The 25,993-nt window shown below is 58.7% G+C and carries 33 protein-coding genes and 3 pseudogenes; 22 read left to right on the top strand and 14 right to left on the bottom strand.

Going from position 1 to position 25,993, the window contains the following annotated elements; translation table 11 throughout:
- Window positions 1–235 precede the first annotated feature (235 nt).
- Genes EGH24_RS12655 through EGH24_RS12645 form a run of 3 tightly spaced genes read left to right on the top strand, consistent with a single transcriptional unit; the run spans window position 236 to window position 2,511 of the window.
- Window positions 236–733, top strand: a complete 498-nt coding sequence (locus tag EGH24_RS12655) for a nucleotidyltransferase domain-containing protein (protein WP_246057999.1) — start codon at window positions 236–238, stop codon at window positions 731–733.
- The gene (locus EGH24_RS12650) at window positions 726–1,235 is read left to right on the top strand and encodes a DNA-binding protein (protein ID WP_185903324.1); all 510 of its coding nucleotides are present in this window, start codon (window positions 726–728) and stop codon (window positions 1,233–1,235) included. The genes EGH24_RS12655 and EGH24_RS12650 overlap by 8 nt, the downstream gene beginning before the upstream one ends.
- 25 nt (window positions 1,236–1,260) lie before the next feature.
- Window positions 1,261–2,511, top strand: a complete 1,251-nt coding sequence (locus tag EGH24_RS12645; RefSeq protein WP_142980496.1) for a tyrosine-type recombinase/integrase — start codon at window positions 1,261–1,263, stop codon at window positions 2,509–2,511.
- Window positions 2,512–2,546: 35 nt separating this feature from the next.
- On the opposite strand, the pseudogene EGH24_RS15855 reads toward EGH24_RS12645, so the two are convergent.
- A pseudogene (locus EGH24_RS15855) lies at window positions 2,547–3,087 on the bottom strand (hypothetical protein); the annotation flags it as partial.
- On the opposite strand from EGH24_RS15855, the pseudogene EGH24_RS12635 reads away from it, so the two are divergent.
- The 4 genes and pseudogenes from EGH24_RS12635 to EGH24_RS12615 form a co-directional block, all read left to right on the top strand.
- A pseudogene (locus EGH24_RS12635) lies at window positions 3,076–3,297 on the top strand (Lrp/AsnC ligand binding domain-containing protein); the annotation flags it as partial. The pseudogenes EGH24_RS15855 and EGH24_RS12635 sit on opposite strands and share 12 nt — an antisense overlap.
- Window positions 3,298–3,369: 72 nt before the next feature.
- On the top strand, window positions 3,370–4,527 hold the full coding sequence (locus EGH24_RS12630) for a DUF63 family protein (protein ID WP_142980495.1): 1,158 nt from the start codon (window positions 3,370–3,372) through the stop codon (window positions 4,525–4,527).
- A 659-nt stretch (window positions 4,528–5,186) separates the two neighbouring features.
- Window positions 5,187–5,498, top strand: a complete 312-nt coding sequence (locus tag EGH24_RS15645; RefSeq protein ID WP_241659241.1) for a hypothetical protein — start codon at window positions 5,187–5,189, stop codon at window positions 5,496–5,498.
- Window positions 5,495–6,181 carry an NAD(P)-dependent oxidoreductase gene (locus EGH24_RS12615; RefSeq protein ID WP_142980494.1) on the top strand — a complete coding sequence of 229 codons (687 nt, stop codon included), beginning with the start codon at window positions 5,495–5,497 and terminating at the stop codon, window positions 6,179–6,181. Before EGH24_RS15645 ends, EGH24_RS12615 begins: the two co-directional genes overlap by 4 nt.
- A gap of 374 nt (window positions 6,182–6,555) precedes the next feature.
- Here EGH24_RS12615 and EGH24_RS12605 read toward each other — a convergent pair whose 3' ends face one another.
- On the bottom strand, window positions 6,556–8,022 hold the full coding sequence (locus EGH24_RS12605; protein WP_142980493.1) for an amidohydrolase family protein: 1,467 nt from the start codon (window positions 8,020–8,022) through the stop codon (window positions 6,556–6,558).
- 328 nt (window positions 8,023–8,350) lie between these two features.
- Between EGH24_RS12605 and EGH24_RS12600 the strand changes: the two genes are divergently transcribed.
- The 8 genes from EGH24_RS12600 to EGH24_RS12565 all read left to right on the top strand — a co-directional run bounded on the left by EGH24_RS12600 (window position 8,351) and on the right by EGH24_RS12565 (window position 14,053).
- Window positions 8,351–9,745 (top strand): permease, encoded by a 1,395-nt coding sequence (locus EGH24_RS12600; protein WP_142980492.1) that lies wholly within the window; start codon window positions 8,351–8,353, stop codon window positions 9,743–9,745.
- Window positions 9,746–9,870: 125 nt separating this feature from the next.
- Window positions 9,871–10,461, top strand: coding sequence for a helix-turn-helix transcriptional regulator (locus tag EGH24_RS12595; RefSeq protein ID WP_142980491.1), 591 nt, complete (start codon window positions 9,871–9,873; stop codon window positions 10,459–10,461).
- 25 nt (window positions 10,462–10,486) lie between these two features.
- Window positions 10,487–11,191: a DUF7546 family protein gene (locus tag EGH24_RS12590; RefSeq protein WP_142980490.1), complete on the top strand. Its 705-nt coding sequence runs from the start codon at window positions 10,487–10,489 to the stop codon at window positions 11,189–11,191.
- 272 nt (window positions 11,192–11,463) lie between these two features.
- Complete coding sequence (locus EGH24_RS12585; protein ID WP_142980489.1) at window positions 11,464–11,781, top strand: hypothetical protein; 318 nt, start codon at window positions 11,464–11,466, stop codon at window positions 11,779–11,781.
- A 63-nt stretch (window positions 11,782–11,844) separates the two neighbouring features.
- Complete coding sequence (locus tag EGH24_RS12580) at window positions 11,845–12,192, top strand: SHOCT domain-containing protein (protein ID WP_142980488.1); 348 nt, start codon at window positions 11,845–11,847, stop codon at window positions 12,190–12,192.
- A 104-nt stretch (window positions 12,193–12,296) separates the two neighbouring features.
- The gene (locus EGH24_RS12575) at window positions 12,297–12,713 is read left to right on the top strand and encodes a DUF302 domain-containing protein (RefSeq protein WP_142980487.1); all 417 of its coding nucleotides are present in this window, start codon (window positions 12,297–12,299) and stop codon (window positions 12,711–12,713) included.
- Between the two features lie 6 nt (window positions 12,714–12,719).
- Window positions 12,720–13,073, top strand: coding sequence for an SHOCT domain-containing protein (locus EGH24_RS12570; protein WP_004048653.1), 354 nt, complete (start codon window positions 12,720–12,722; stop codon window positions 13,071–13,073).
- Between the two features lie 134 nt (window positions 13,074–13,207).
- Window positions 13,208–14,053 carry a plastocyanin/azurin family copper-binding protein gene (locus tag EGH24_RS12565; protein ID WP_246057995.1) on the top strand — a complete coding sequence of 282 codons (846 nt, stop codon included), beginning with the start codon at window positions 13,208–13,210 and terminating at the stop codon, window positions 14,051–14,053.
- A gap of 135 nt (window positions 14,054–14,188) precedes the next feature.
- Here EGH24_RS12565 and EGH24_RS12560 read toward each other — a convergent pair whose 3' ends face one another.
- The 8 genes from EGH24_RS12560 to EGH24_RS12525 all read right to left on the bottom strand — a co-directional run bounded on the left by EGH24_RS12560 (window position 14,189) and on the right by EGH24_RS12525 (window position 19,337).
- Window positions 14,189–14,941, bottom strand: a complete 753-nt coding sequence (locus tag EGH24_RS12560) for an ABC transporter permease (RefSeq protein WP_142980486.1) — start codon at window positions 14,939–14,941, stop codon at window positions 14,189–14,191.
- Window positions 14,938–15,540, bottom strand: a complete 603-nt coding sequence (locus EGH24_RS12555; RefSeq protein ID WP_241659229.1) for an ABC transporter permease — start codon at window positions 15,538–15,540, stop codon at window positions 14,938–14,940. The genes EGH24_RS12560 and EGH24_RS12555 overlap by 4 nt, the downstream gene beginning before the upstream one ends.
- Window positions 15,541–15,667: 127 nt before the next feature.
- Complete coding sequence (locus EGH24_RS12550; protein ID WP_142980484.1) at window positions 15,668–16,291, bottom strand: ABC transporter ATP-binding protein; 624 nt, start codon at window positions 16,289–16,291, stop codon at window positions 15,668–15,670.
- A gap of 216 nt (window positions 16,292–16,507) precedes the next feature.
- Window positions 16,508–17,110: a winged helix-turn-helix transcriptional regulator gene (locus EGH24_RS12545; RefSeq protein ID WP_142980483.1), complete on the bottom strand. Its 603-nt coding sequence runs from the start codon at window positions 17,108–17,110 to the stop codon at window positions 16,508–16,510.
- Between the two features lie 83 nt (window positions 17,111–17,193).
- Window positions 17,194–17,334, bottom strand: a complete 141-nt coding sequence (locus EGH24_RS12540) for a YHS domain-containing protein (protein ID WP_142980482.1) — start codon at window positions 17,332–17,334, stop codon at window positions 17,194–17,196.
- Between the two features lie 346 nt (window positions 17,335–17,680).
- A complete protein-coding gene (locus EGH24_RS12535; protein ID WP_142980481.1) occupies window positions 17,681–18,562 on the bottom strand; it encodes a class I SAM-dependent methyltransferase in 882 nt (293 codons plus the stop codon).
- 7 nt (window positions 18,563–18,569) lie between these two features.
- A complete protein-coding gene (locus EGH24_RS15915) occupies window positions 18,570–18,770 on the bottom strand; it encodes a hypothetical protein (protein WP_394348376.1) in 201 nt (66 codons plus the stop codon).
- A gap of 222 nt (window positions 18,771–18,992) precedes the next feature.
- Window positions 18,993–19,337 carry a DUF411 domain-containing protein gene (locus tag EGH24_RS12525; protein WP_246057994.1) on the bottom strand — a complete coding sequence of 115 codons (345 nt, stop codon included), beginning with the start codon at window positions 19,335–19,337 and terminating at the stop codon, window positions 18,993–18,995.
- Between the two features lie 11 nt (window positions 19,338–19,348).
- Between EGH24_RS12525 and EGH24_RS12520 the strand changes: the two genes are divergently transcribed.
- From EGH24_RS12520 to EGH24_RS15640, 3 genes and pseudogenes are all read left to right on the top strand, one after another.
- The gene (locus tag EGH24_RS12520; protein ID WP_142980530.1) at window positions 19,349–20,323 is read left to right on the top strand and encodes a PLP-dependent cysteine synthase family protein; all 975 of its coding nucleotides are present in this window, start codon (window positions 19,349–19,351) and stop codon (window positions 20,321–20,323) included.
- Window positions 20,320–21,183: pseudogene (locus EGH24_RS12515) on the top strand (PLP-dependent transferase); the annotation flags it as partial. The gene EGH24_RS12520 and the pseudogene EGH24_RS12515, both read left to right, overlap by 4 nt.
- 204 nt (window positions 21,184–21,387) lie before the next feature.
- Window positions 21,388–21,528, top strand: a complete 141-nt coding sequence (locus tag EGH24_RS15640) for a universal stress protein (protein WP_394348377.1) — start codon at window positions 21,388–21,390, stop codon at window positions 21,526–21,528.
- Window positions 21,529–21,540: 12 nt separating this feature from the next.
- Here EGH24_RS15640 and EGH24_RS12505 read toward each other — a convergent pair whose 3' ends face one another.
- The 3 genes from EGH24_RS12505 to EGH24_RS12495 are packed head-to-tail and all read right to left on the bottom strand — an operon-like array spanning window position 21,541 to window position 22,460.
- Window positions 21,541–21,816 carry a DUF7521 family protein gene (locus tag EGH24_RS12505; protein WP_142980479.1) on the bottom strand — a complete coding sequence of 92 codons (276 nt, stop codon included), beginning with the start codon at window positions 21,814–21,816 and terminating at the stop codon, window positions 21,541–21,543.
- Between the two features lie 3 nt (window positions 21,817–21,819).
- Window positions 21,820–22,107: a DUF7521 family protein gene (locus EGH24_RS12500; RefSeq protein WP_142980478.1), complete on the bottom strand. Its 288-nt coding sequence runs from the start codon at window positions 22,105–22,107 to the stop codon at window positions 21,820–21,822.
- 2 nt (window positions 22,108–22,109) lie between these two features.
- Window positions 22,110–22,460 (bottom strand): winged helix-turn-helix domain-containing protein, encoded by a 351-nt coding sequence (locus EGH24_RS12495; RefSeq protein WP_142980477.1) that lies wholly within the window; start codon window positions 22,458–22,460, stop codon window positions 22,110–22,112.
- Window positions 22,461–22,576: 116 nt separating this feature from the next.
- Between EGH24_RS12495 and EGH24_RS12490 the strand changes: the two genes are divergently transcribed.
- Window positions 22,577–23,224 (top strand): plastocyanin/azurin family copper-binding protein, encoded by a 648-nt coding sequence (locus tag EGH24_RS12490; RefSeq protein WP_142980476.1) that lies wholly within the window; start codon window positions 22,577–22,579, stop codon window positions 23,222–23,224.
- Window positions 23,225–23,284: 60 nt separating this feature from the next.
- The gene (locus EGH24_RS12485; RefSeq protein ID WP_142980475.1) at window positions 23,285–23,710 is read left to right on the top strand and encodes a hypothetical protein; all 426 of its coding nucleotides are present in this window, start codon (window positions 23,285–23,287) and stop codon (window positions 23,708–23,710) included.
- Here EGH24_RS12485 and EGH24_RS12480 read toward each other — a convergent pair.
- On the bottom strand, window positions 23,703–24,317 hold the full coding sequence (locus tag EGH24_RS12480) for a hypothetical protein (RefSeq protein WP_246057993.1): 615 nt from the start codon (window positions 24,315–24,317) through the stop codon (window positions 23,703–23,705). The two genes, EGH24_RS12485 and EGH24_RS12480, sit on opposite strands and share 8 nt — an antisense overlap.
- A 130-nt stretch (window positions 24,318–24,447) precedes the next feature.
- On the opposite strand from EGH24_RS12480, the gene EGH24_RS12475 reads away from it, so the two are divergent.
- Complete coding sequence (locus EGH24_RS12475) at window positions 24,448–25,116, top strand: S16 family serine protease (protein ID WP_185903323.1); 669 nt, start codon at window positions 24,448–24,450, stop codon at window positions 25,114–25,116.
- A gap of 103 nt (window positions 25,117–25,219) precedes the next feature.
- Window positions 25,220–25,993, top strand: a 774-nt coding sequence (locus tag EGH24_RS12470; RefSeq protein WP_246057991.1) for an aconitase family protein, incomplete at its 3' end; no start/stop codon positions are given.

The raw sequence follows: 25,993 nt of genomic DNA, 5'->3' as shown, positions 1-25,993 counted from the left end.
TATAATGTTTTTATAGTAGTGGTCCGTGATACGGCATATGAACCGCGAGACGGATAGTACGAATTCGTCTGGGGCCGCTATTTCGCTTTCAATACCCCCTTCAGATCCGACTTTATTCAAACACAAGGCGACGAGCGACGCCCTTCTCTTTTTAACAAACCACCGATTCAGTGACTTCTCACTGCGAGAACTCGCAACACAGATCGGTCACTCACACCAGTCCGTCCGGCGGGCAGTGAACGTTCTCAGCGCGAACGACTTGGTCATCGAATCGCCCGAGAGCAACCAGCGACTCGTCCAGATCAACAGACAGCGTCTGTCGATTCCGGACGACCCGATCCTCCGGATTCCCCAACCAGAGTATCACCAACCCGTCAAAGCCGCGGTTACAGAGCTCCGTGAAAACATCAGCGACGTCGTGGGCATCATCCTCTATGGGAGTGTGGCCCGGGGCGAGGCTGACCGACGAAGCGATATCGATCTCTGGGTGCTAACCCGGTCTGGGCGGGCCGAAAGCCAACGAGAAGCGAATACCATTGCCCGTGACCTCGAAGACACGGAGTTCGATGGTGACCGATATGCCTACGATATCGATGTCGAGACCGTCCAGGCGATCCCGACGTACACCGAAGACATCCGAGAGATCGTCGTTTCGGGGATTCCGGTCTACAAGACGAATGACTTCGAAACCGTCGAGAATCTCCTCTTGGAGGAAGGGGTCGCCGATGAGTAACGGCTCGGACCCGGCTGCTGTGCTCACAGCACTCAACCGCGCACAGGATGCCTTCGAGATAGTCGGACGCGGTCGGACAGCGTTCGAGGATGGAATTAGTGCTGACGAAGACTGGAAGACACAGCTGACGAAAGCGTGTCGCCTCCTCGAGGTTGTTGACACGCTTCAGTCAGAGGATGGGTACTACACGGCTGTCATCGAGGTCTGTTTCGGTGCAATTGAACGGTCGATCGAGGCGTACGCGCTCGCGATGACAAACGATACGCTTCAGGACTTTCAGGACCACCAGTTCAGTTACGAGCGTGCCCACCAAATCGGACTGTTTGAGCGAGAGACTGCAGAGGCAATGAAGGACCTCTACAGCGAAAACCGGACAGAGAGTTATTATGGCGGCGGGCGCCCAACCCAAGAACAGGCGGAAGCAATGACTGATCTCGCCAACGCTGTCCATCAGTTTGCAGTAAGCCAGATCCGGGAAGGCGGCGTCTGTCTGTGTGACTGACTACGTTTCAACATTTCAAGAGAGCATGGACCGGAATACACCGACTGAACGGGCCTCCAGAACCTCACTTTCCGAGTCTTTCGAGCGCTACCTCCTGGACAAGGGGAAAGGCCGCGGCGGCGACGGTGGGAACTATCGACGTAACGCGGCCCGCGAACTCGAACGCTTCGCCGAGTGGGCCGCTGGCGACCGCGGCGACGACGACTGGACCGGGATCGTCCCCGACGACGTCGACCGCGAGCCGACCTTCGACGATCTCGACGAACGCGTGTTCCGAGAGTACGCGCGACATCTCAGTGGAGATCGAGGACTCAAGCAGAACACGGTACAAACCTATTACCGCTATATCTCTGCGTGGTGTGGCTGGTGCGTCAACGAGGGATATCTTGAGGCCCACTACGCGCAGCGAGCGAGTGCGATGGCGCCGCTGCCGGAGGACGACGGCCGCAAGCCCGGCGACCAGCAGGCCTGGACGTCCGAACAGCGGCACGCCCTCACCCGCCACGTCGACGAACGGGCTCGCGACGCCGTCGAAGCGTACACGACACTCCTAGAGGATACTGACCCCCTCGACAAGCAGCGAGGGCGCTACACGGCGCTGAAGGCGGCTCGTGACCGGGCTTTGGTGTTCGTCCTCGCGTACACCGCCGTACGCGTCGGTGAACTTCTCCGGGACCCGAACGATCCGCGTCGACGTGGCGTCCGCTGGGAGGACCTCTCGCTTGACGAGGGGAGTATGGACGTCTACCGGAAGAAACAACAGTGGGACACCGCCAGTCTCCCCGATCCGGTGATCTCGCCGCTGCGGAGCTATCGTCGGCTTATGGACCCACCAACTGAGCGCTGGCCGGTGTTCCCGACGTTCGACCAACGGACGCTTGCAGGGCTCGTCCGGGAAGAGCTATCCGAACGAGGGGAACATCCGGAGGCAATCGCCGAACGCCGTGAGGAGTACGCTCGCGACCTCCTCCTGGCGCTTGAGGAGGATATTCGGCCGCCGTCGATCACGACGGATGGCGCACGGTCGATTCTCCAACGACTCTCAGAGGCTGCAGAGATCGACATCGACCATCCGAAACACGATTATCTTGCTCCGCACGGTGGTCGGCGTGGGATGGGTGAAGTTCTCGTTCGAGCATTCGGATATACTGTCGCCGCCCGGTATCTCGATAATTCGGAGGAAATGGTCCGTGAGCGGTACTCGCATATCGAGGCCGGCGAACTGGGGGATGTCGCCACCGAGGCGCTCAACGAGATCGACAGTATACCCCGGTAACTCGTATTTCGAGTACGAAGGATACACCGCCGCGTTCACACCGCGTCGACGGTGAACACCGAGTCGTCGCTGAGAACGACTTGCACGCGGCGGTGCCAGGCGTCAGCGAAGGCCTCCCGTTGCTGGTCGCTTGCCGATCCGTCGAGAATCCCCTGGAGGTTCCCGATCGCGGGTCACCGCCAGGAACGTCGCTGACGTGGTAGGCCACTTCGACGGTCTCGTCCGTGTCGGTTCGCCGGAATCGGAACGTCAGCTCCGCCGTGTCCGGGTCGAATGCGTCGAAGACGAGGAGGTCGCGGCGGCCGCCGTAGCCGCCGGCGAGCCCGTTGAATCCGTCATCGTCGGTCGCGCAGTCACGTACGAGATGATGCGGCTCATCACGCCGTACGCAGCATCGTCCTGCGGGCCGGCCGCCTGCACCTCGGTTTCGCTCCGAACTGGAAAGTCGTCGGGATACAGGGCGTCGAGCCCGAACCGGACGATCCGATAGGCGTTCGAGGCAGTCGGACAGGAGTGTCCCGCCTCTTCCACTACATTTCTATAGGTGGTGACGAACGGGTCGTCCGGTTCGAGGACGCGCTCGAACGCCTCCGCGGCATCGACGGCGTGCGCGAGATCCACCTCACCACCGGCGAGTGGGACATCATCCTCCGCGTCGTCGCGGCCGACACGGACCGGCTCCGGGAGCTGATGTTCGAGCGGATCGCGGAGACCGAGGGGTTCTCGCGCTCGCAGACGATGGTGATTCTCGGCACCGACTACGAGCAGCCCGGGCCGCCGCTGTAGCGGAGCGCGTGGCGCCGCCGCCCGCGCTACGGGACCGGAACGCTCAACTCGGGACCTCCCCGAACGGTGACCATGAGCACAGGTGTGGCGGACGGGTTCGACCCGTCGCCGGAGCGCGCGTGGGCGGCGGTCGTCGGCGGCGTCACGGCGTTGTTGGCGGTCGGATCGGTCGTCTTCCCGCGCGTCGTCTACGACCAGTTCCTCTGGCGCTACTTCTGGGGGCCGGTGGTCGCGGACGGCGAGGGCGCGCAGTGCGCGGTCCGCGACGCCGGCGGGACGGAGCTGCTTGGCAGCACCGCGGCGTGTCAGGCGGCTCGGGGCGCCGGGGAGGTCGTTGCCGCCCCGGGGTACACCACCTTCTCGACGGTGAGCTACGTGGTGATCCTGCTGGCGATGCTGATCGGCGTCGTCTTCCTCCTCCGCCGGCTCGACATCGCCACGGAGCTCCGCTTCTTCTACGCGCTGTTCCCGTTCATGCTGTTCGGCGGGGCGATGCGGACGGTCGAGGACGCGGGCGTCGCCGCGACCGCGGCCGGCGTCGAACCGCTGATCGCGTTCCCGGCGAGTGCGGTGCTGATCAGCCCGTTCATCTACTTCACGGTGTTCCTGTTCACGCTCGCGTGCGTGCTCGCCGCGTTCGGGCTCGAACGCCGTGGCGTCGTCGACGACTACGCGCGGCCGCTGTTCGCGTCGGGCGCCGCGGGGCTCGCGCTCGCGGTCGGGTATCTGTCCTATCTCGCGGCCACGACCGGTTACGTCACCTTCTATCCGCAGGTGCTCGTTCCCACGCTCGTCATCGCGACGGCCGCGACCGCGGGCACGTGGGCGCTGGCGACCCGGCAGATTCCGACGATCCGACAGGGGACCGGCGCGGCGGGGATCGTGATCATCTGGGGGCACGCGATCGACGGCGTCGCGAACGTGATCGGGCTCAACTGGATGCCCGCCCTGACCGGCACCGCGAACCTCGTGCCGAAACACGTCGTCAACGCGCTGATCGTCGACTGGACCGGGCGGCGGCTGCTGCCGGCGTCAATCGTCTCCGTCACCGGCGACGCGTGGCCGTTTCTGTTGGTGAAGCTCGCGGCCGCGACGTTCGTCGTCTGGGTGTTCAACGGGGAAATGTACGAGGAGTCGCCGCGGTACACGCTGCTGCTGTTGATCACGGTGCTCGCGGTCGGGCTCGGCCCGGGCACGCGGGACATGCTGCGCGCGACGTTCGGCGTATAAGTACCGGACTCTCGTTCCGTCGTTCGTTTATTTGGCTACTACCGGTGACGTCGTCTGAGTCGCTCTCACTTCCCGTAATTGCCTGGTAGAGGAGGTAGGCACCGCCGACGAGGGCAGCTAAAAAAAGGAGCTGCATGATGATACCGGCGATAAACATCCAAGTTGGTATGGTCCCGTCTCCCCACATATGGCCGCCCATGTGCCACCCATCATCGGGCCAACTCCCATCATCCCGAAGCCCATGAAGAACATCGGGAAGAGGACGAACGCACCGATGATAATGAGAACAATCGTAATGAGTCGTGTATCGTCTGTTTTGTCAGACATATTTTCCCTCCGTGAAATGCGTCTCCAGTTCTCAATACGAGTTCCCTATTCAATGCGATTGTGTCTTACCTTCTTGTGGGCTACCTCGGGAATACTTTCGACATCCCATCTTTGCAACAGTTCTGCGTTCGAATCCAATCTCATTCTGGGAGCCTTCGCGCTGTCACGCTGACTCATCGGGCTGGATCGTGCTAAGAGAAGGGTTCAGTAATGGGTCAAACCCCGTGCCGTGGTGCTTTTTTGTCATCATATTTTGGCGGGTAGCAGTTTGATGTAGCCGGTTTCGAATCGTATCCACAAACTCAGTGAATTACCCGCTCGTAGTATCTCATATGAGCACTCCACCCGAGCAAACCGGCGTTCGTCAGATCCCGGAATCCAGTCAGGAATCACCGCGTCTCGATCCGCTTCCATTTGCTGCGGCAGCAGCTACTGTCGCAGCTGTGATTATGCTTTTACTCGGCCTCTTCGGGGCGATCGGAATCTACGAAGGTGGGGTCGAGATGATGGAGCAGTGGCATTTGTTCTTCACGCCGACACCTGCTGGGACTATCGCTGGAATCCTTGAAGCAGTGGTCATTACAGGTGTATTCACCTACCTGTTTGCTGAGTTGTACAACCGCTTTACCGGTTCACTCTCATGAAACTCGCTGTGTTCGGGGCGACTGGTGGGACAGGACGACGTTTGATAACGCAGGCCCTGGCCGCCGATTATGACGTTCGGGCCCTCACCCGATCCCAGGCTAAACTCCCGCCAGGTGAGCAGATCACAGCTATCGAGGGAAATGTCTTGGATCCAGGGGCAGTCTCTGAAACAGTCGAGAATACAGACGCCGTGGTTTGTCTCCTTGGACGAACGCCGAACAACCCACCGGATGTCGTGTCGCGGGGAACTCGAAACATCATCGAGGCGATGGATGACCGGCCAGTCAGCCGATTACTCGTGTTAACGTCGATGGGTCTCGGTTCGAGCTCTGAAACCGTTCCGTGGTATGTCCGAATTGCAAACGCAACCGCTCTCCACGATCTGATGGCAGACAAGGCCCGGCAAGAAGAACTGGTCATGCAAAGCGACCTCGACTGGACGATCGTACGGCCCGGTGGATTGACGGACACACCGCGAACCGGAGAATACGTCCACGGTGTCGATATTGATGCCAGTGCTCGGCCGATTTCACGGGCTGATGTCGCCGATTTTCTGCTTCAAATCGTTCAAGAGGACCTATACGTTCGAGAGACGCCGATAGTCACCAGCCAAGAGAACGCCGATCTCGGATTTTTCCTGGATCAGATTGCGACGATCGCGAAGCGACTCAAAACTAACTGAGACAACAGCTGTACGAGTCCCGCGACTGATTGCGCAAAAGCGAGTTGCTTCCCGAGCGAATTACCCAAACAGGACATCACGATACTGCCACCCCAGGACAATAACGACCAGAAGTGCCACTACACCCCCGATTAGGAAGCTAAAGCCACTTCCATCATATCCGTAGGGAACCGGCAGGTCGGTGGTCTGATCCAACACCAGCAACACTACAGCGAGGCCGGCGACACCGAGACCAATCACCCGACCGAGTGGGGAATCACTCCGTTTACCGGGCATAGCTGTACATAGCCGGCGTCTCCTTGAAGAGTGTACTGCAAGACCGGCTGCTCCGTCTATCGCGCTGAAGGGTGTGTGGACTGTTCTTTGCCACCCGCTTAGAATGGGAATCGATCACGCACAGATTGAATCGCGAGGCGGGTCAGGAGTCGCGCAGGGCCACGCTTTGGGAGGTCCCGTACTGTCTCGATGCTGGTGGGAGGTTCACTGCCACCTACGTGTAGCTCCCAGCCAGTCTCGTCCACGAAGCGTTCGACAGCCTGGTTTGCTCGCTGTCGCACGTCGTCCGAATCCATCGTCTCGGGTGCGCCGTCCCGAAGAACGATGTCGCCGTCGACGATCACTGTCTCTACGTCGGCCGGGACCGCGTTGTTCACGACGTGTGCGGGAACGTTGGTCAGTGGCGTGAACTTCGGTTTGTCGACGTCGAGGAGGATAATATCCGCGCGCTTTCCCGCTTCGATACTGCCGATCTCGTCGTCCATCCCCAGCGCGCGTGCGCCCTCGATAGTGAGCATTCGTATCAGTTCCATCGAGTCGAACTGCCCAGCTGAACGCTTGAGATTTGCCGCCAGCCGAGCTTGCCGCGCTTCACCGAACATGCTGTACGAGTCGTGCCAGTAGTGGTCGTCAATCCCTACTCCGACGTCGACGCCGGCGGCTCGAAGCTCGGGAACGGGCGTCCACTGCGTCTCCCCGTTCGGATTCCAGTAACAGAAGACGGACGGGCAGTGCGCAACAGCCGCGTCCGCCTCGGCGGTTCGCTGGATGTCCTCTTCGTCGGCGAGGCGGAAGTGAGCAGCGACCAGTCGGTCGTCCAGGAGTCCAACGTCGTCGAGCAATCCCACCGAGTCCTCGCCACCGTTCGCTCGTGCCATCGTGTTACTCTCCTCGAGTTCGAGCAAGTGCGTGTGGACGAGCAGNTCNGGNTACTCNGCNGCGAGNNNNGCNGTCCGNTCCCACAGNTNNCNNGTACACGACCAGTCGTCGTGCGGGCAGATCGTCGCCCTGATTCGGCCCTCGTACGTGTCGTGGTACGTTTCGACGAACTCGCGAGCACGGGAGAACTGCTGATCGACTGGTTGGTCCCAGAAGAGGTCCGAGATCGCCGGGCCGAAAAATCCGCGGAGCCCTGCTTCCCCGAACGCCTCTGCACCTGCGGCAGGCCGTGCGTCCATCGAGTTCACGGTCGTGACACCGCCCAGGAGGAAATTGAGCGCTGCGAGCTCGACGCCTGCCTCGACGAGGTACTCGAATTCGCCGTTCCCTAGTCTGTTAAACAAGGCCGTCCCACTCCCGAGCATCTCCGTCAGATCGAGTTCGCTAAACGCACCGATGAGCGGTGTCATCTCCAGGTGCGTGTGGGCGTTCACCAACCCCGGCATCACCAGTTTCCCGTTCCCGTCGATAACGGTGGACGCTTCTAATTCTCCGTCTCCTGCACGTGACGGTCGGACTTCTTCGATACAGCCATCGGTGATGCATACTGTGCCGCGCTCGTACAGGCGGTTCCGCTCGTCGGCTGTGAGAACGAGTGCATCATGGATTGCCAGATCGACAGCCATCGTAAATTAGGAAGTGGATGTGACAGTTACCGTACTGGACAACCGAGCAGGCCGGCGAACGCTGTTCTTCCAGGTGATGTTCCCCTCATTTGGGATATCATCGGTCTCTACTGGTCCCATTAGCCTCTAATACGTCGGCGTGATTTAATCAGATTCCCCTTTTGAATCTGAAGTCGGAGTCCGCGGAGCTTGTGGAGGTTTGCAAGGTTTTTCCCTCTTCACAATAGATCATCTATGGCCGACGGTTACGATACCATAGTACTGATACCCTCATAGGCAGCATATTCTAATCAAAACCGCAATAGATGATCCCTACAATGATACACCTATGCAGGCGACGATAATCGACGGAGTTCTTGAATCCCTCCGTATCGGTGTCGGATTTCTCTGGACGGCGGCGTGGGCGATCATCATGGGCCTCACGATTACGAGTCTGGTCCAGGTCTACGTCTCGAAGGAGCGGATGGCACAGGTGCTAGGNGANGGNGATCTAANNGGNCTNACNAAGGCGACNGNGTTCGGNGCNGCNAGCAGCGGNTGCAGTTTCGGGGCCGTCGCCATCGGCAAGGGGCTGTTCAAGAAGGGGGCACACGCGGTGAACTTCCTAGCGTTCATGTTCGCGTCGACGAACCTCATCGTCGAACTGGGGCTGATGATCCTGNTCCTGCTNGGNTGGGANTTCCTTCTCGCGGANNTGCTNGGNGGCCTCATCCTCATCGTTGTTATGGCGGGTATCGTTCACCTCACGCTTCCCGAGAACCTCTTCGATGAGGTTCGGGACACGCTCAACGAGCGCGACCGTGAGGCGGGCCTCACCGAAGACCCGACCTGCGGGATGGAAGGCAAAGACGAGTACACGCTCACGACTGACGGCGGTGAGACGCTNNANTTCTGCTCNGAGGGCTGTNTGGAGACCTACCGNCAGGAGGCGTCCAGCCGTGGTGGCTGGCGCGAGGAGTTGCTGTCGTGGGGTGGCTGGTACAAGGTCGGGAATCAGTACCGCAAGGAGTGGTCGATGATCTACAAGGACGTCATCGCCGGCTTTCTCATCTCCGGGTTCGTCATCGTCTTCGTCCCACAGTGGGTGTGGAACACGCTGTTCATCCAGGGTGACGGCCTGCTCGTGACTGCCGAGAACGCGATCATGGGCGTCGCGATCGCCGTCATCAGTTTCGTCGGCAGTATGGGGAACGTCCCGTTCGCCGTCGCNCTNTGGGGCGGNGGCNTCAGCTTCGCCGGNNTCATCGCNTTCGTCTANGCCGANCTCATCACGNTCCCCGTGTTGAATGTCTACCGGAAGTACTACGGCTGGACGGTCATGCTGTACATCCTCGGCGTCTTCTTCGTCACGATGGCGTTCACCGGCTTTCTCATGGAGCTGCTGTTCGACGCCTTCGGCATCGTTCCGGATCTGGCGGGTGGGGAGACGGCGACCGAGCAGACGTACTTCGAGCTCGACTACACGTTCTACCTCAACGTAATCGCCTTCGCGCTGTCNGGNTTNCTNCTNTACGTNTANCGGCGCGGACTCGGCGCACCGGGTCAGTATCGTGATCCAGTGTGTGGGATGCGAACCGACGATGAGGCCCCGAGTGCATCCCATGATGGGACGACGTACTATTTTTGCTCAAAGAAATGCAAGCGTACGTTCGAAGAAGAACCCACGGAATTTGCTGATCAAAGCCCGCAGATATCGAGCCACGATCATGACCATGACCACTGATGATCGCACTGTGACCCATCCGCTGTGAAGGGGTTCATCATCACAGTTTCAATCCGCAATTGTCACAACTACTGTACCCAAATAAACGGTATGAATAGTCAAATCTCGCAACTCGGGGCCGTCATATGAATCGCCGTCGAGCAGATACTGTCGTCGGTGTACTTGTCGGGTTCGTTCTCCTGGCCGGCGGGGTACTCAGTTGGCGAGCCTATCAACAGCGTCGGGCTATCGAGCAATCGATGGGGTCGATGATGGGTTCATCTATGGGGACGATGCACGGCACAGACCCCCTCTGGTACGTGGTTGGAACCCTGCTGGTCGCTGGCGTTATCGGTAGCGTCTATTACGTGGTCCGGGGAGAACTCACCGATCCAGAAGTGGCTGACACAACGACGCCTGTCGATTCCGTACAGATATCGGCAACGGCTACGTCGATGGACGATGAAGCCTCGCCGGCGACGTCTATCAATCCTGAATCGGACCCACAAGCACGCGTTCTCGATCTCTTACCGGATGATGAACGACGCGTTCTCGAACCCGTCTTGAACTCCCCCGGAATAACGCAGATCGAACTTCGGGATCGATCTGAGTTCTCGAAGAGTAAAGTGAGCCAGACTGTGAGTTCACTCGAGGAGCGCGGGCTGCTGTATCGGGAACGACAGGGTCGGACCTATCGCGTGTATCCGAGTGATGATCTACAGAACCAACAAACCTAGAACTTCATACACACACTACCCCATCATGCCACAAGCAACACTCGAAAGCGATCATGTGAGCCGACTTCTCAAGTCAAGTACGTGGCTGAATCTCCTCCTCGCCGCACAGTTGATTGCCGGGCTGGTGTATGCATTTTTCACAGGAGATATGGGGAGTCGGTGGACCCATTTCGTCCTTCCGTTCATTTGGTTCACCGCCTCACTCTGGGCGATCTGGCACACCCGACCTGAGACGACACGTCGCGTGTATCGTCTTGGTGCCGCACTTGTCGTTGCTCTATACCTCATCGTGATGTTTTATTTTTCAGGATTACTTGGACCGAGCACCTCTCATTTCGGACAGCTCACTGGACCAAACGGCTTCGGAATAATGTGGGGTCGATCTTTGGGGTGGAGTCCGGTCTTCATCTATACAGGTGACCTGATCACGGTCTCGCTCATTCCTTACCAATCGGTTGGCCTGTTCGCGCTGGCGTATCTCGTCTATGATGCGTTGCTTGATTTCTCGCAGTCGGCGGTCGGAGGAATTGTCGGGATTGTAGCGTGTCCTGCCTGCGTTAGTCCGTTGTTTGCTGTTCTACTTGCAGGCGGACTAAGTGGTTCTTCAACGATGCTATTGCTTGGTGCGTATGGCTACGAGATTGCGACCGTTCTGTTTCTCGTGACGATTGGAATCCTCTACCATCGTCAGGCACTCACGAGGCAGTATCACCAGTTCCGAGGGAACTGACCCATCTCGTTCGTGGTTAGCAATACCCGAGCCTCCCTCGCCGCCTGAACCGTGGTTATTGTCTGGATCGCCGCAATGAGGTGAACAGTCTCGACGGATCCCCTTTGCTCTCACCATTCCTCTGATCCCCTCGAATTCGGCAGGTATGAACGATCCCGTCAGTAGAAAACGTTTAGATGGCGTTATAGACGTTCTTGAACGCTCTCCTGTTTGAGTTCACTCCCACGAAGATAACTCCGAACCCACCGTATGACTACGTGAGGCGAAAGACAATGACCAACCGAAACCTCGGACGATGGCTGCTCGTGGCGCTCGCGATTGTCGGACTCGCGTTTGCCGCCCCGGTAGTTAGCGCACACGGTGACGAACCGATCCAGGGGAACGAGACGGCAGCTGAAGGGACGCCAGCCGGTGGTAGTGCAGCAGACTGGGCGGCCTGGATGGAAGGTCACATGACCGACTACATGGGCCCGAATGCCGTTGACGAGATGGAAGCGCACATGGGCGTGACCGTCGACGAGATGGCCCAGGATATGGCGGATGACAATCACACCGCTACGGGGATGAACGGACAGGGGTACGGCTGCTAACGATCCCTGTTCGGGTCCTCGTCTGAAACGATCGATATTCGACTTACTGACTCACCGATCACAATGACACACTACACCAACACTCTCGGGCGGACGATTCGTCGAATCGCAATGCTTACACTTCCGCTGTTGATTGCAGTTACGGGCACCGCAGCAGCTCACGGTGGTGGAGGCTACGGCGGCGGTATGATGGGTAGCGGCGGTTGGGGGGTCTTCAGCGGTGGAATGGGCCTCTGGAGCTTCCTTTGGATGGGGCTCCTGATCGTCGTCCCGCTCTATCTCGTCTACTCACTCCTCAACAGAGATTCTGAGAGGAGTGATAGTCGGCCGCTTGCGATTCTCCGTGAGCGTTACGCTCGCGGTGAACTCTCCGATGAAGAGTTCGACCGTCGACGAAAGCAACTCGAGTAGTGCCCATGACCGAAATAGAAGGAGCATCGTCGAGAAAAATTCTCGTCTGCCAGTTGGGGCGACGGGACCGAACCCTTAAGTCCGTAAAAAGAATACAGTATTACATGAAATACACAATACAAACCAAGATTGATGGAGAGTTCGACGATATCGTCGACGCAACAAATGCCGCGCTCAAAAACGAGGGATTCGGTGTTCTCTGTGACATCGACATTCAGGCGACGCTCAAGGAGAAACTCGGCGAGGAGTTCCGCCAGTATCGCATCCTCGGTGCGTGCAATCCCCCGCTGGCATACGAAGGGTTGAGTGCAGAAACTGAACTCGGTGCGCTCTTGCCCTGTAACGTCATCGTCTATGAGACTGATGACGGCGTCATCGTGGTGAGTGCGGTCGATCCGGAACAGCTAGTCGGGATTGCTGACAACGATGCACTTGACTCCATCGCGACCGAGGTCAGCGAACGATTCGACCGCGTACTGGCAGCCGTAACAGACGAGTTTGAACCCGTATCGGAGGCCTGATCTCTGATGGCATCATCGGATCAACTGGATACGACGACGATACTGCTCATCGTCCTCGGAGCGTTCATCCTCCTTCCCTTGCTCACAATGGGTATGGGGTTCGGAGGGATGATGGGATACGGAGGAATGATGGGCCAGTACGGTACCACAGGTGGTTGGTGGCCCTTCATCGGTATGCTCGTCCCGCTCATCTTCCTCCTTGCGCTTCTGGGCGGTGGATATCTTATCTTTCGGCAGATGAGCGAGACACAGACGTCTCATAATCCCGCGATGGAAGAGCTCCGTCTGGCGTACGCTCGTGGCGATCTCACGGACGAAGAGTTCGAAGCCCGACGAGAAAAGCTCGAACAATCAGAGTGACCACTACCCAAACCGCGTTTCACCCGTTTGAACACCTGCGGATCGACTCGAGGGTATCGAAACCAACCGTTCGGCAGCATCGTTCCGTTACATCGAAATGGTGTGCTCGATTCAGCATATGGTTATGAGTAGTAATGGGAACAAGCGACAAGTTCGGAGTGAGTCACGTCCGAAGTCTTCGTACCAGTATCGCGCGTAGCTACCCCCTGACGAATGATACAGACCACATGACACATCACAGCCGACGTCAATTCTTAGGCATTGTCGGTGCCAGCGCGGTCGCCGGCACCGGCTTTGCTCAGTCAGCGAACGCACAGGAGACGCCCATCGTGGAGATGGGAAACAATTATTTCGACCCAATCGGCCTACGTGTTGATCCCGGGACAACCGTTCAATTTGAACTCGCAGCGGGGGCACATTCCGCTACGGCGTACGCAGATCGTATTCCGGAGGGCGCTTCCGCCTTCGATAGTGGGACGATCTCAGACGGGAGCTTCGAATATACGTTCGAAACGCCAGGGACGTATGATTACTACTGCATCCCGCACAAGTCGATTGGGATGGTCGGACGGATAGTGGTTGGCAGTCCTAGCGGACCGGCAGAGGAGGGTCCAATCCCGGATGGTGAGGTCCCATCGAGTGAGACGATTGTTGACCAGGGTACAGTCGCCTACGGCTCAAGCAGCGATAGAAGCGGGAATACTGGTGGTGGAATGATGGGACGAGGTGGTTCTGGAATGATGAGTGGCCGCAACGGAGGAGTTGGAGGGCTACCAGCTGTTGGTGGTGTACTCGGAATGCTGGGCGTTCTCGGTGGGGGGCTCTACTGGCTTGGAAACCAAAATTCTCCTCGATCGGCTACCGACGACTCAGCCAGAAAAACGCTCCAGAACCGCTATGCCAGGGGCGAAATTGACGAGGAGGAGTATAGACGCCGCCGTGAGCGATTAGATGCTACTGATGAGGACTTCTCCAACTGATTGCCACCGTGAGAGGGTGAACTGATCGGGGTCAAGTGATTCGGGGATTAGAGAATACCGTCCTCACCGATACCTTTGATTTCAGAACGATCCCGTGACCTGTTTTGTTCTATTTATGACTGATCTCTCTTGTGATCAACTCGCCTGCGTGACTCTGTAATATATACCAATTGCGAGCACGGCTACGAGGAGAAGATATCCAGTAGCCCACACCAACGAGAGAGCCGTATCTACGTCGGTTGTGAGTCCGGTATCGACCATTACACGGACTGGCCAATAGCCCGGAAAGAGTTTCATCCACCAATCAGGTTCAGATTGAATGAACAGCGGATCCTGAAACAGTCCGATATCGAGCATCGGGAGAATCAGCATTAGCCACATCCCGGCTAGGCGGTTGAAGACGGCCCCGACGAGCATCCCGATGAGGCCATACGTGAGCGAGACGACGAGCATCGCTGCGACGAACCACCAGAGATACTCGGGCTGGAAATCGACGCGCATCACACCAACTGAGACACCGGTGACGATGAGAGTAATTGCTGCGAGAACCCCAAACCGGGCAGCGATTACCTGTCGTGCACGATAGCCCGCGACTGCCAGACGACCGTCCGTGTCTTTGGCTTCTCGCATCAGGAACAACCCGGCGAGTCCGGCGATGAGAGCACTCGTAATCGGCGTCATAATCACGCCGTGGACCTCCGGCATTCCCCGCATCACCGTCACCGTCTCACCGTCGACGAGCGTTCGAACCGGCATCTCGACATTTTGGGTGACTGCGAACGCCAACGTGATGAACGAGACCGGTAAGACGACCAGCAGAGCGACGAGGACGTAGTTTCGCACCTGTTCTTTGATACCGATTGAGAACGCCGTTGTCGTGCGGTTCATGCGGACCACCCCCCACTGGTGCGCATCGTCATTCCGAACACTACGGTGACGAGTACGAGCAAGACCAACAGGTATCCGGCAACGAAGCCGAGATTACCTGTCGTATATGTGCCCTGGAACATCGCCTCCTGAAGGAGTTCCTTCGGATGATAGAGCGGGAAGTATTCCACGAACTCAGGAATGTCAGCAGCCAGCGGGCTGTCGCCACTGAGGAACGCATCCATCATCGCGAGGAACACCACGACGAGCGAGCCTTCGAACAGTCGTGGAAGGAGCGCACCGACGAGTGCGCCGAGAAACGCATAGACGAGGCCAGCAAGGACGAGGAATACGAACGTCAGGACAGGGGCTTCCGGTGAAATTGTCAGCCAAAGCACGCCGTAGTTCACGGCAGCCACGACGACCGTGACCCCTCCGAGCGTCGCTAATCGAGTCGCAAGCAATGTCCGAGGTGGATAGCCCGTCTGGACGAGCCGACGATCGGCTGTACGCGCACTGATCATCTGGGTGAGTCCCATCAGGCCGGCGATGATAGCGATCCCGAATATCGCTCCGAGGAGGCGACCCAGATCGATCGGAATCGCCTCAACTGTCGGCATAGTTGGCAACCCCGCCATCGCTTGTCCCCAGCCTTCGATAACGACAACCGGAAGTAGGAGTGCTAAGACGACATCCAGGGGGGTTCTGAGGAAGGTGGAGACGTTCGATCGAATCCCTGTTCGAACCCTATTCATCGGTCGCTTCCCCCCGTTCACTGGCCGTTGCATCAGTCTCGGCTTCTTGATCAGTCACGTCGTAGACTTGTCCGTCACGAACCTCGTAGATGCGGTCGAGACGACTTTGTTCCTCGATCAGGTGTGAAATCATCGTGACAGCTGTTCCGTCAGCAGCGAGTTCCTCTGCGAGATCCCAGAACGTGAGATACGTCTCCCAGTCGAATCCAGTGTAGGGCTCGTCCAGCATGAGGACGTCCGGGTTGTGCATCAGGGCGATACTGAGATTGATTTTCTGCCGGTTACCACCGCTGAGTTGGTCGATTCGGTAGTCAAGGTACTGCTCGAAATCGAGTTTCGACGCCAAGCGGTGTTTGGCCTCGTCGATTTCTTCGGCGGTCATTCCGTATCCGGAACCGAACAGTCGGAACGTCTCTCCGACCGTCAAGCGGTCGTAAAGCAGTGGTTCCTGTGGACACCAGCCAACGGTTCCCGTCCGTTCGACTGTTCCGGAATCCTGTTCGAGGACACCGACGAGGATGTTCATGAGCGTGGATTTGCCCGACCCGTTCGCGCCGACGATCCCGACGATTTCCCCCGTCCGAATTTCGAGATCGGCATCGGTGAGGACGGTCACTGACCGCGTAAATGGAAAACTCGATCCGTACGTTTTTTCAATCTCATTAGCACGGACGAGTACCTTGTTGCTTGTAGCTTCTCCTGTGGTGGTTGTGGACGCTTCCATAGGTGTATACACACGCTCCTAATTCACTACGATTACTGTTTCAAATCCAAACTATTAGCAGCAAACTCGTGAGTAATCAGGGATTGAGTACACAGCTAATGCTAGACTCTAAGCATCAGATTTCTCTTGACTTTCTGTATACTGTTCCCTATACGTTGTTTCACAGTTCTCACTGCAAAACTGCTGGAGTGAACCACCGACACGGGTGGCTAGTCCGTCTTCACCGACAGTGGTTCCGCAATTTGCACATTTGAGTGCGGATTCTGTCCCCTCGGCATACGCTGAGTGAGCAGTGCTCGACAGCAGTTGTACGTCGTATCGCCGCACGTCAGTCAGTGGTAGATATTGCTGTGCCCAGTTTCCGACTGTAGTCCGCGACGGCGTCGCAACAGCTACGATTTCGCCCTCCGCAGTTGTGAATACGTGTTCTACGGATGGGGTCTCGAGGATCGATTCTCGAAGAGAATCCGTCTTTCCGAACTCAGGCTGGAGGCGTACCATGACGTGTATCCGGTTTTCGTACTGTGTGAGGTCGAGATCAACGGTGAATCGACGAATGACACCTTCTTGCTCCAGTTGACGGACGCGTGCTGAAACCGACGGGGCTGAAAGATTTACTGCCTCAGCAATAGTACTGTATGGTCGTCTCGCGTTCTTCGCTAAAAGACGGAGGATTTCGCGATCCGTGTCGTCAAGTTCTGGTTGGGTCATCGAAAGGCGGAATGGGGGTGGGGGGATCGGGTGAATGGGGGTGGGTGTGGGGGGAGCTACGACGCAGGTGTGGGGTGTGACGGTTAGACGTAATCCTCCGGTGTCAAGGTGAACGTCTCCTTGCAGCCCTCGGCACAGAAGTAGTACGTTTGACCGTCGTACTCAGCTGTGGCCGCCGCATCCTTTTCATCGATGTCCATTCCACAGACTGGGTCAGTTGCCATTCGGTTTCACCCCACATCATACGTACGAGGGCCTAAATCAAGCAATTTGTTCTTAGTACTCCAAAGTCGAGATATTGAGCGATTTGAGCCGTGCTGCATAGTTTGGCTTGTCCGACCCCGGAATCAAGGATTAGTACCTCACAATACCGAACTATCGTCCGAGCATACCAATGGATTCCTATCCGTGTTTTTATAAATACTAGAGTCTGGACCAATTCTAAATCTATGGGTCACGATCCAACACCGACAATCACGGGCGATGAAGATCCCGCAGGTCCATCCAAGTCCGGAGGATGCTCAAGCGTCGACATGACGATTCGATTCTTTCACGTCGTGTGAGTAGCAGTCAAGTGGCCTCTATTTCCGCAACGAAGATAACGTGCCGCAGGAACGGCAGCGCGTGGTGAGCCTTCCTCACCTGCTCAGTAATCGCTGCGGGATCGAGATCATACGTTCCCAACAGTCGTTCAATGAGTGCCCGGAGCGGGCTCGTGAGTAGCTGGAGGTACAGCGTCGTCCACTTTCGGAAGCGTCCGACGCTGTGTTTCGTGATATCTTCGACCGCTTTGAGCTCATAGCTGGTATCGTCGAGAGCGGCTTTGTATCCTTCAACAGTACCTAACGGCGGCATATCCCACGCATCCGAAAATGAATCGACTAATCTCCGTTCCGTTTCAATCGCGTCGGATTGTGTCACGAGATCGGAGACTACGAAAACCCCATCGGGTACGAGGGTATCTGCGACTGTAGCGAAAACGCGGTTTCGGTCGGGGAGGTATACAAGCGCGTCGATTGCAGTACACGCGGTAAACGAGTCCCTGGTGAACGGGAGTTGTGTCGCGTCGCCAACGACGAACTCGGAATCGAGGTGCATACCCCGTGCGTTCTCGGTTGCCATCTGGATGTTGTACGGAACGAGGTCGACACCAGTGGCGTTGAAGCCGAACCGATCGGCGAGATGGAGCGCTGGACCACCCCGACCGCAGCCGACATCGAGAAGTCGTACTCCCTCCGTTGCAGGTAGGTGCGATACGACCCTCGAGCCGACTTCCGTGACGAGGCGACGCTGACTCGAGCCGACAATATGTGGCTGGTACCACTCCGAGTAGCCGAGATTGAGGAACTCGTCAGTGTCGAGCAGGAGATCGAAGATCCGCCAGATATCGGCTCGCTCGCCGCGGTAGGAGAACTGGTCGGTGACTCGGTTGCGTAGAGTACTCTGATCCATCGGTCACCTACTCGAGTTCGAAAACCTCTGAATAGCAGTACTCGGATTCGTCGCAGTACGCGAGGTCGGTACACCCGCGAGGACGCTGGTAGTCGATTCCTTTGTGCCGTCGGAGATACGTCACGTAACCGTCGTCGACGCGGTCGAGGATGTCGTGACAGATCCACTTCTCCCCGTACCAGGTGGTGCCCAGATTTCGGTACGGCACAGGAAGATCGTCCGCTCGACCGAATCGACCTGTGGCGTCTCGACGATCCGGACACCGACAAGGCGATACGCAATGCGAAGACGGGTGACGACCGATTCTGGCGTATTCGCACCGAGGAAAAGTACGTACGCGAGCACATACCCGGGATCGTGGAGGAGTCGTCGAATCATCGTTCTGGGTGTGGACTGCCGTCCCAAAGTATCTTGACCAGGTCTTCTCTGTTCAGATTTCGGTGTACACGTCACCTGTCTTTCCGCCGCCGAGTTTGTAGACGGTGAATGTATTGGACTTCGTCCCGCCCATCCCCGGCGATCCGGACGGCATACCGGGCAACGCGATGCCGTCAATCGCCGGCTCTTCATCGAGCATCGTCGCGATAACCTCGGCAGGAACATGTCCTTCGACGACGTACTCATCGAGGACGAGTGTGTGACAGCTCTGTAGATCCGATGGAATCTCGTGTTGGCGCTTGAGATCCGTCACGTCCTCGATTTCGGTTTCCCCGAGCGACGTGTCGAGATGGTCACGGAGATACGACGCGTACCGTCCACAGATTGCCCACCACACGACCCAGAGACCTGACTCGTTACACCGACTCCGACGCATCGCTCCTCGAAACAATCGGCAACACCCCGATCGTCGAACTCGACGCGACGCCCAGCGACGTGTCCGTCTACGCGAAGCTGGAGATGTTCAACCCCGGCGGCAGCGTGAAAGACCGAATCGGCAAGCACATCCTCGAACGCGGCGACATCTCTCCCGGCGGCACGATTGTCGAACCGACAGCCGGAAACACCGGCATCGGAATGGCGATCGCCGCCACTCGACTCGGCCTCGAGACGGTCTTCGTCGTTCCCCGCGGATTCAGCAAGGAGAAAGAACGACTGATGGCCGCGCTCGGTGCGGAGATCGTTCACATCTCCGGTGATGCGGGGATGGGGGAGGCTGCCGAAACGCCCCACGAGATTACCGACCGGCGCGACGATGCCGTCGTCCCACAGCAGTTTGCGACGCCGTTGAACGTCGAGGCCCACTACGAGACGACGGGCTGGGAGATCCTCGATACGCTCGGCGAGCACGTCGGCACAATCGTTGCGGGCGTCGGTTCCAGCGGGACGCTGATGGGCGTCACCCGGGCCGTGCGTGAGCGTGTCCCCGACGTCCACGTCGTAGCCGTCGAGCCCTCCGGTTCGACGTTTGGCGAACTCCTGAACCGAGAACGCGAAGAGGCACCATACAAGACCAAAGGCATCGGCACACACGACCCGGACGTGACCGGGCTGCTCGATCCAGACGCTATTGACGACATTCGGACGGTTAGCGACCGGGACGCACACGCCGGAGTGACTCGTCTCGCCGCTGAAGAGGGGCATCTTGTCGGCTCCAGTTCTGGTGCGGCGAGCGTCGCTGCACGCGAGGTCGCCGAAGAGGCCGCGGCTGGTGAACTCGATCTCCCGGCACCGGCTGTCGTTACGGTGTTTCCCGATGGCAGCGAACGGTACCTCTCGAAGAACATCTACGGTTCCTTCGAGGCCTGGGAGGGGAAAGCATGAGCGACGACCAGAGAGACGAGACGCACGATGCTGGCCGGTTCGACACGCGGGCGATCCACGCAGGCCAGCGCCCGGACTCGGATACCGGCGCAGTCATGACGCCCATCTACGCCTCCTCGACGTTCGCCCAGGACGCGCCCGGCGATCACCGTGGCTACGAGTACTCGCGAACCGACAACCCGACGTGAGCGGCACTGGAAGCGAATCTCGCCAGCCTCGAAAACGGAGCGTACAGGCGGGCGTTCGCCAGCGGGATGGCCGCGATCAACACGGTCCTGAATCTGCTCGAAGCAGGCGATCACGTCGTGGTCGGCGAAGACGTCTACGGCGGGACCCATCGGCTATTCACGCAGGTCTACGAGGATTACGACCTCACGTTCGACTTCGTCGACACGACCGACCGCGACGCAGTCCGAGAGGCGGTCTCCTCGGCGACGGAAGTCGTGTGGCTCGAGACGCCGACGAATCCACTTATGTAGGGCGTCGATATCGCGGAGACCGCCGAAATCGTACACGAGTACGGCGCTCTCTGTACCGTGGACAACACATTCGCGACACCGTATCTCCAGCGCCCATTAGAGTTAGGCGCAGATATCGTCGCTCATTCGTTGACGAAGTACCTCGGCGAACACTCCGATGTCGTCGGCGGCGCCCTGGTCACGGACGACGAAGGTCTGGACGAGCAGTTGGGGTTCTACCAGAACAGCGTGGGAGCGACACCGGACCCGTTCGCGTGCTTCCTCGTCCTTCGCGGAACGAAGACGCTCCCCGTCCGGATGGACCGACACAGTGGGAACGCCCGCGACCTTGCGGCGTGGCTCGACGATCATCAGTCACTCACGCTCTTGATTTGGCTCGGACGTACGATCCGACACCTCATGCCCCCTACATTGTGGATAGAGTGCCTACGCGTCTCGTCCGGAATGGACGTGGGACAAACTGCAGCAAGTATTGGAGCAAAACGGAGAGACTGTCGTCGAAAATGTCCAGTCCCGGGCAGCTGCCGACGATGTTTCAGTCGTTGCTGAGATCACTCACGCTGTTCCTCATCAGGCAATAAGGAAATACTGGATCAACACGGAATCGACCTCGTCGTGATGGGAACACACGGACGATCCGGCCTTTCACGACGGCTCCTCGGAAGTGTGACCGAACAGGATCTCCGGAACTCAGATGAGTTCATTTTAACCATTCGAGGAGTATAGCCGTGGCTCGAGCTACTGGCGAAGCGAGATGAGAAGCACCACGAATCCGAGACCGATGGCGACCGATTCGATGATATGGACGAAAGCGAGATCGAGCCCCCCGAACTCGAACAGTACTCCTTCGATGAACACACCGAGGGTGATGATCCCGAATCCGATTGCAGCGTTTCTCATATAGTACGTCCCCGTTCGTCGATAAGCCTCGAAACTGTAGTACGTGATCAGAATACCGAGGGCAAGGACAGCCAGGCGGACGGCCACGAGAACGGCTGTTGTCGTATCCACCATTAGTCAGTTCTCCAGTTTCTGCGGGTCACGTCCGTATAGAGCGTAGAGGATCGTGAGCATACCAATCGCGACGATGGTTGTTGCCACCGTTCCCGCATTATGTAAGGTCAGGCCAACCACGTCGAACAAGATTCCTTCGACGATCGCGCCGAAGCTGATAATGGCGAACCCGACCGCGAGGTACAGCATCGATTGACTGTTGCTACGTCGGTACCCTCGATAGGCCTGATAGGCGATCACGAATCCCAGAACCATTGTGACGAGCTTTGCGACGATGAGTCCGGGGTGCATGGTTATTCGTTCCTCATTGTGTTCCACAACCGAGCAAATCTGTCGGGCGCGTCTTCTCGAAGTTCGATACGGATGTCGAATCCTGATTCGAGGAGCTGGACCTCGACGCGGTCGAGTTGGGCTTCGTATTCGCTGTAATGATGACCGTCGGGATCAACGTGCGTTCGCTCGATAAGCAGATCGTACTCCAGTAACGTGTTGACCCGTCTGGAAACTGTCGAGACTGACATGTCACACTCTTCGCTGAGTTCCTTGGCGGACAGCTGTTTTGGGCGAGTCGCCTCGAGGATGGCGCGTGCATAGTCGTCGTCAAGGATTTCGAGAATCCCCGAGATGTCTCGCTCCTCACTCACAATCCGTGTTGTTGTGGGTGGGTATATAAAGGAACGCCGATTTGCTGACCCAGCAAATCTGCTTTCCGGACTATATGCCCAGACCGTGTAGGTTCACCTGTAAGGTGACCGATGCCATGACCGATTCACTCACGCGTCGACGGATGCTCCAGCTGACTGGCGGTGCGGCAGTCGTTGGGCTTGCCGGGTGCACTGGAACGCAGAACAACGATGGCGGAGCGGCAAACGGCACGCCGACTGAGACTGGCCACGACGACGGCGGCACGGAGTCCGGTCACAGCGACGACGAGGATGACCACGACGAAGCAGTCGGGGCACCGTCCGATACGGCCGAGGTGCGGATGATTACCGAGGACGGTGGCTACCACTTCGAGCCCCACGTCGTGCGGGTGAACGTCGGGGGAACGGTCACCTGGAACAACGAGAGTGGGAGTCACTCGACGACCGCCTACCACCCCGACAACGACCAGCCCCAGCTCGTCCCCGACGGCGCAGCGGCCTGGGACAGCGGCATCGTCTCCGAGCAGGGTGCGACGTTCGAACACACCTTCGAGACCGAGGGTGTCTACCACTACTACTGTACGCCCCACGAGAGCCTCGGGATGATCGGTAGCGTCATCGTCGGTGAGCCGGACCCCCACGAGCAGGTCGCACTCGAAGAGCCGCCGGCCGACAAGCCCGAGCGCGTCCGCGAGAAGCTCGAAGAACTCAATGGGATGATTCGGACGGCACTCGGCGACGACCACGAAGAGGACAGCCAGTAGACCCACATAGCTTTCCCACCGTAGCAAGCACTTCTCATCAGGACGGAGGAGCGTCGACGGATGGGTATTTCAACACAGCACCAAGATCGACCACTCGCGCTCTGGGCACTCATCGCGACGATTGGTGTGCTCGGCGTGTCGGGACTCGCCGGCGGCGGCCAGTTCATCCTCGCTCCCTCGGGGCGTCTTATTGGAATCTCGCCGACGCTTCTGGCTGGTTCCCCGTTCGATAGCTATCTGGTTCCCGGGGTCATCCTCTTCAGTATCCTCGGTGTGTTCCCGCTGGTCGTCGTGTACGGCCTCTTCCGTCGAAAACGATGGGCGTGGCCGGCGGCCATCGCCGTCGGCGTCGCGCTCGTCGTCTGGGTCCTCGTCGAAGGGGCCGTCATCGGATTCGGGAAACGGTTGCAGTATCCCCACCTAATCCAGGGTGTGGTGATTGTCGGTCTTTCAGTTCTTCCCTCTGTTCGAGCGGCTCTCAGATGAGAAGATTGTACCCGACGTGGGCGAGCGAAAGTGCGAGATACCCGAGCACGAGTGCCGCCAGGGTTCGCCGAGAGAGTGATGGGAACCCGATGTCGTCGGAGCCGTGAATCCGCTCGCCGAGTGCGTACGCGAACCGCCCGGCGAGTAACGCGAACGGCAGGTGGACGAACACCAGCGGGAGCACGAGCGAGTCGAACCGGACTGTCGCCTCCAGCCGCGACAGGTACTCGAGTTTGAGCACGAGTTCGAGGAGCGCAACGGTCAGCCCGGAGGCCACGGTCGCGAGCAACCCCTCGGTCTTCGAGAGGAGCGTCCCCCGACGGTAACTCCAGCCGTAGAAGACGAGTATCAATGGGACGAACCGGACGAATGCCTCCTCGACGAGTCCGACCAGAAGTGTCCAGGTCGCGAGGGTCGTCACTCCGAGCAAGAGAAGTTCGAACTGGTAGGCGATCCACACGCCGACCCCGGTCACGACGCTGCTCACGCCCACGAGCCCGACCAACGACCGATACTGGAGCGTCATGAGTGGTGATGAGACTGTGTCTATCCGTCGGTGCGCGACCGAAATAGGCGTACCCGTTCGAAACGCGTACACGAAGAGCATTTATTACTGCACCCGTGTTACATAGTAACACGCAAACCCCAGCGTAGCCACGCACCATACTGCTATGCCCACCGATGACTCCGCGTCCGTCTCTCGCCCGTCCGATACGGAAAGAGACGTTGTAGGACGGGTGGAAGAGACGATTCTGTCACGGCGAGGGTTCCTCGCAGGACTCGGCCTGGGGGGCGTCGGCGGCGCTGGGGTGGTTCTCGGTCTCACGCGAGCGGGAGAAGGATTTCAGTCGCTGGCGACGCTTGCGGGTGGAGCCACGCTTCCCGCGACAACACGCTACTATCTTCCAGCGGTCGACGGCTCGGGCGACGGGCTCGTCGTCCCGTTCGAGTTCGATTTCACCGACGGGGACGGTGAGCTGTTCGTCAACCTGAACGGAATCGAAGTCCGTCACGACCTCCAGCTCTCGCTCCGAGAAGCGAGGGAGACGGCCACACGTCTCACCGGAGAGTCGCTCACCAACATGGCGACGCACATCACGTTCGAGCCCCCCTCGTCCGGCGTGCTTGCACTCCGCGGGAAGAGCTGGGAGGCCGGGCTTACCGTCGCACTCGTTGCTAGCCTCCGCCAGCAGTCGCTCTCACAGGAGACGCTCATGACGGGAATCGTCGACGACGAGGGCGCGTTGCTCCCCGTCGGCGGGATCGAGACGAAAGCGCGCGCGGCGCGGGCAGTCGGCGCACGGGAGCTAATCATCCCGGCAAGCGAACCGACGGACGTGGCTGTTCAAGGGCTCCGAATCGTCGAATCTCCCTCGATTACAGATGCACTCGACCGGATTCTGTGACCGGGGCGTCTCACTGCTGATTGGGTCCAAGGAGCGAATCGGTCCAGCCTAGCCGATGGCTTACGGGAAACGATTCAAGAGTCGGGTCGGCGTAGCTCAGGGTATGGCCGAAACCGATCCTTTCGACGCGATACGCGAGTTCGAGTTCGACGGAGATGCCTATCGGATGGCGGACCTCACCGCCCTCGAAGAGGCGGGACTCTGTGAACTGGACCGTCTCCCGGTCAGCATCCGTGTCCTCCTCGAATCCGTCCTCCGGAACGTCGACGGTGACACGATCTCCGCCGAGGACGTTCGAAACGTCGCGTCGTGGCAACCTGCCGTCCCAGATGTCGAACTCCCGTTCACACCCTCGCGGGTCGTCTTGCAGGACCTCACCGGTGTCCCTGCCGTCGTCGACCTCGCTGCGCTCCGATCAGCGGTTGACCGGAAAGGCAAGGAGCCCGCGATCGTCGAGCCAGAGATTCCAATTGACCTCGTGATCGACCACAGCGTCCAGGTCGACTATTTCGGCTCCGAGGATGCCTACGAGAAGAACGTCGAGCTGGAGTACGAGCGCAACGGCGAACGCTATCGCGCGCTCAAGTGGGCTCAGCAGGCCTTCGACGACTTCCGCGTCGTCCCGCCGGGCACCGGTATCGTTCACCAGGTGAACCTCGAATACCTCGGGCAGGTCGTTCACGCCCGCGAGCGGAACGGTGAGAACTGGCTCCTGCCCGACACGCTTGTCGGCACGGACAGCCACACGCCGATGATCGGCGGCATCGGCGTCGTCGGTTGGGGCGTCGGCGGCATCGAAGCCGAGGCCGCCATGCTCGGCCAGCCCATCACGATGAAGCTNCCCGAGGTNGTCGGNGTNCGNCTTACNGGNGAACTC

The organism is Halonotius terrestris (assembly GCF_006861665.1).
Lineage (GTDB): Archaea > Halobacteriota > Halobacteria > Halobacteriales > Haloferacaceae > Halonotius > Halonotius terrestris.
The sequence above is the reverse complement of the archived record's forward strand: the minus strand, read 5'-3'. Positions and strand labels throughout refer to the sequence as shown.

Coding starts and splice junctions, on each gene's coding strand:
- EGH24_RS12630 (WP_142980495.1), top strand. CDS start 3,370: ATGAGCACAGGTGTGGCGGACGGGTTCGACCCGTCGCCGGAGCGCGCG.
- EGH24_RS12615 (WP_142980494.1), top strand. CDS start 5,495: ATGAAACTCGCTGTGTTCGGGGCGACTGGTGGGACAGGACGACGTTTG.
- EGH24_RS12545 (WP_142980483.1), bottom strand. CDS start 17,110: ATGACCCAACCAGAACTTGACGACACGGATCGCGAAATCCTCCGTCTT.
- EGH24_RS12485 (WP_142980475.1), top strand. CDS start 23,285: ATGGGTATTTCAACACAGCACCAAGATCGACCACTCGCGCTCTGGGCA.
- EGH24_RS12535 (WP_142980481.1), bottom strand. CDS start 18,562: ATGGATCAGAGTACTCTACGCAACCGAGTCACCGACCAGTTCTCCTAC.
- EGH24_RS12560 (WP_142980486.1), bottom strand. CDS start 14,941: ATGAACCGCACGACAACGGCGTTCTCAATCGGTATCAAAGAACAGGTG.
- EGH24_RS12585 (WP_142980489.1), top strand. CDS start 11,464: ATGACCAACCGAAACCTCGGACGATGGCTGCTCGTGGCGCTCGCGATT.
- EGH24_RS12595 (WP_142980491.1), top strand. CDS start 9,871: ATGAATCGCCGTCGAGCAGATACTGTCGTCGGTGTACTTGTCGGGTTC.
- EGH24_RS12565 (WP_246057995.1), top strand. CDS start 13,208: ATGGGAACAAGCGACAAGTTCGGAGTGAGTCACGTCCGAAGTCTTCGT.
- EGH24_RS12480 (WP_246057993.1), bottom strand. CDS start 24,317: ATGCTCTTCGTGTACGCGTTTCGAACGGGTACGCCTATTTCGGTCGCG.
- EGH24_RS12650 (WP_185903324.1), top strand. CDS start 726: ATGAGTAACGGCTCGGACCCGGCTGCTGTGCTCACAGCACTCAACCGC.
- EGH24_RS12505 (WP_142980479.1), bottom strand. CDS start 21,816: ATGGTGGATACGACAACAGCCGTTCTCGTGGCCGTCCGCCTGGCTGTC.
- EGH24_RS12580 (WP_142980488.1), top strand. CDS start 11,845: ATGACACACTACACCAACACTCTCGGGCGGACGATTCGTCGAATCGCA.
- EGH24_RS12490 (WP_142980476.1), top strand. CDS start 22,577: ATGACCGATTCACTCACGCGTCGACGGATGCTCCAGCTGACTGGCGGT.
- EGH24_RS15645 (WP_241659241.1), top strand. CDS start 5,187: ATGAGCACTCCACCCGAGCAAACCGGCGTTCGTCAGATCCCGGAATCC.
- EGH24_RS12590 (WP_142980490.1), top strand. CDS start 10,487: ATGCCACAAGCAACACTCGAAAGCGATCATGTGAGCCGACTTCTCAAG.
- EGH24_RS12645 (WP_142980496.1), top strand. CDS start 1,261: ATGGACCGGAATACACCGACTGAACGGGCCTCCAGAACCTCACTTTCC.
- EGH24_RS12540 (WP_142980482.1), bottom strand. CDS start 17,334: ATGGCAACTGACCCAGTCTGTGGAATGGACATCGATGAAAAGGATGCG.
- EGH24_RS12500 (WP_142980478.1), bottom strand. CDS start 22,107: ATGCACCCCGGACTCATCGTCGCAAAGCTCGTCACAATGGTTCTGGGA.
- EGH24_RS12575 (WP_142980487.1), top strand. CDS start 12,297: ATGAAATACACAATACAAACCAAGATTGATGGAGAGTTCGACGATATC.
- EGH24_RS12555 (WP_241659229.1), bottom strand. CDS start 15,540: ATGCCGACAGTTGAGGCGATTCCGATCGATCTGGGTCGCCTCCTCGGA.
- EGH24_RS12570 (WP_004048653.1), top strand. CDS start 12,720: ATGGCATCATCGGATCAACTGGATACGACGACGATACTGCTCATCGTC.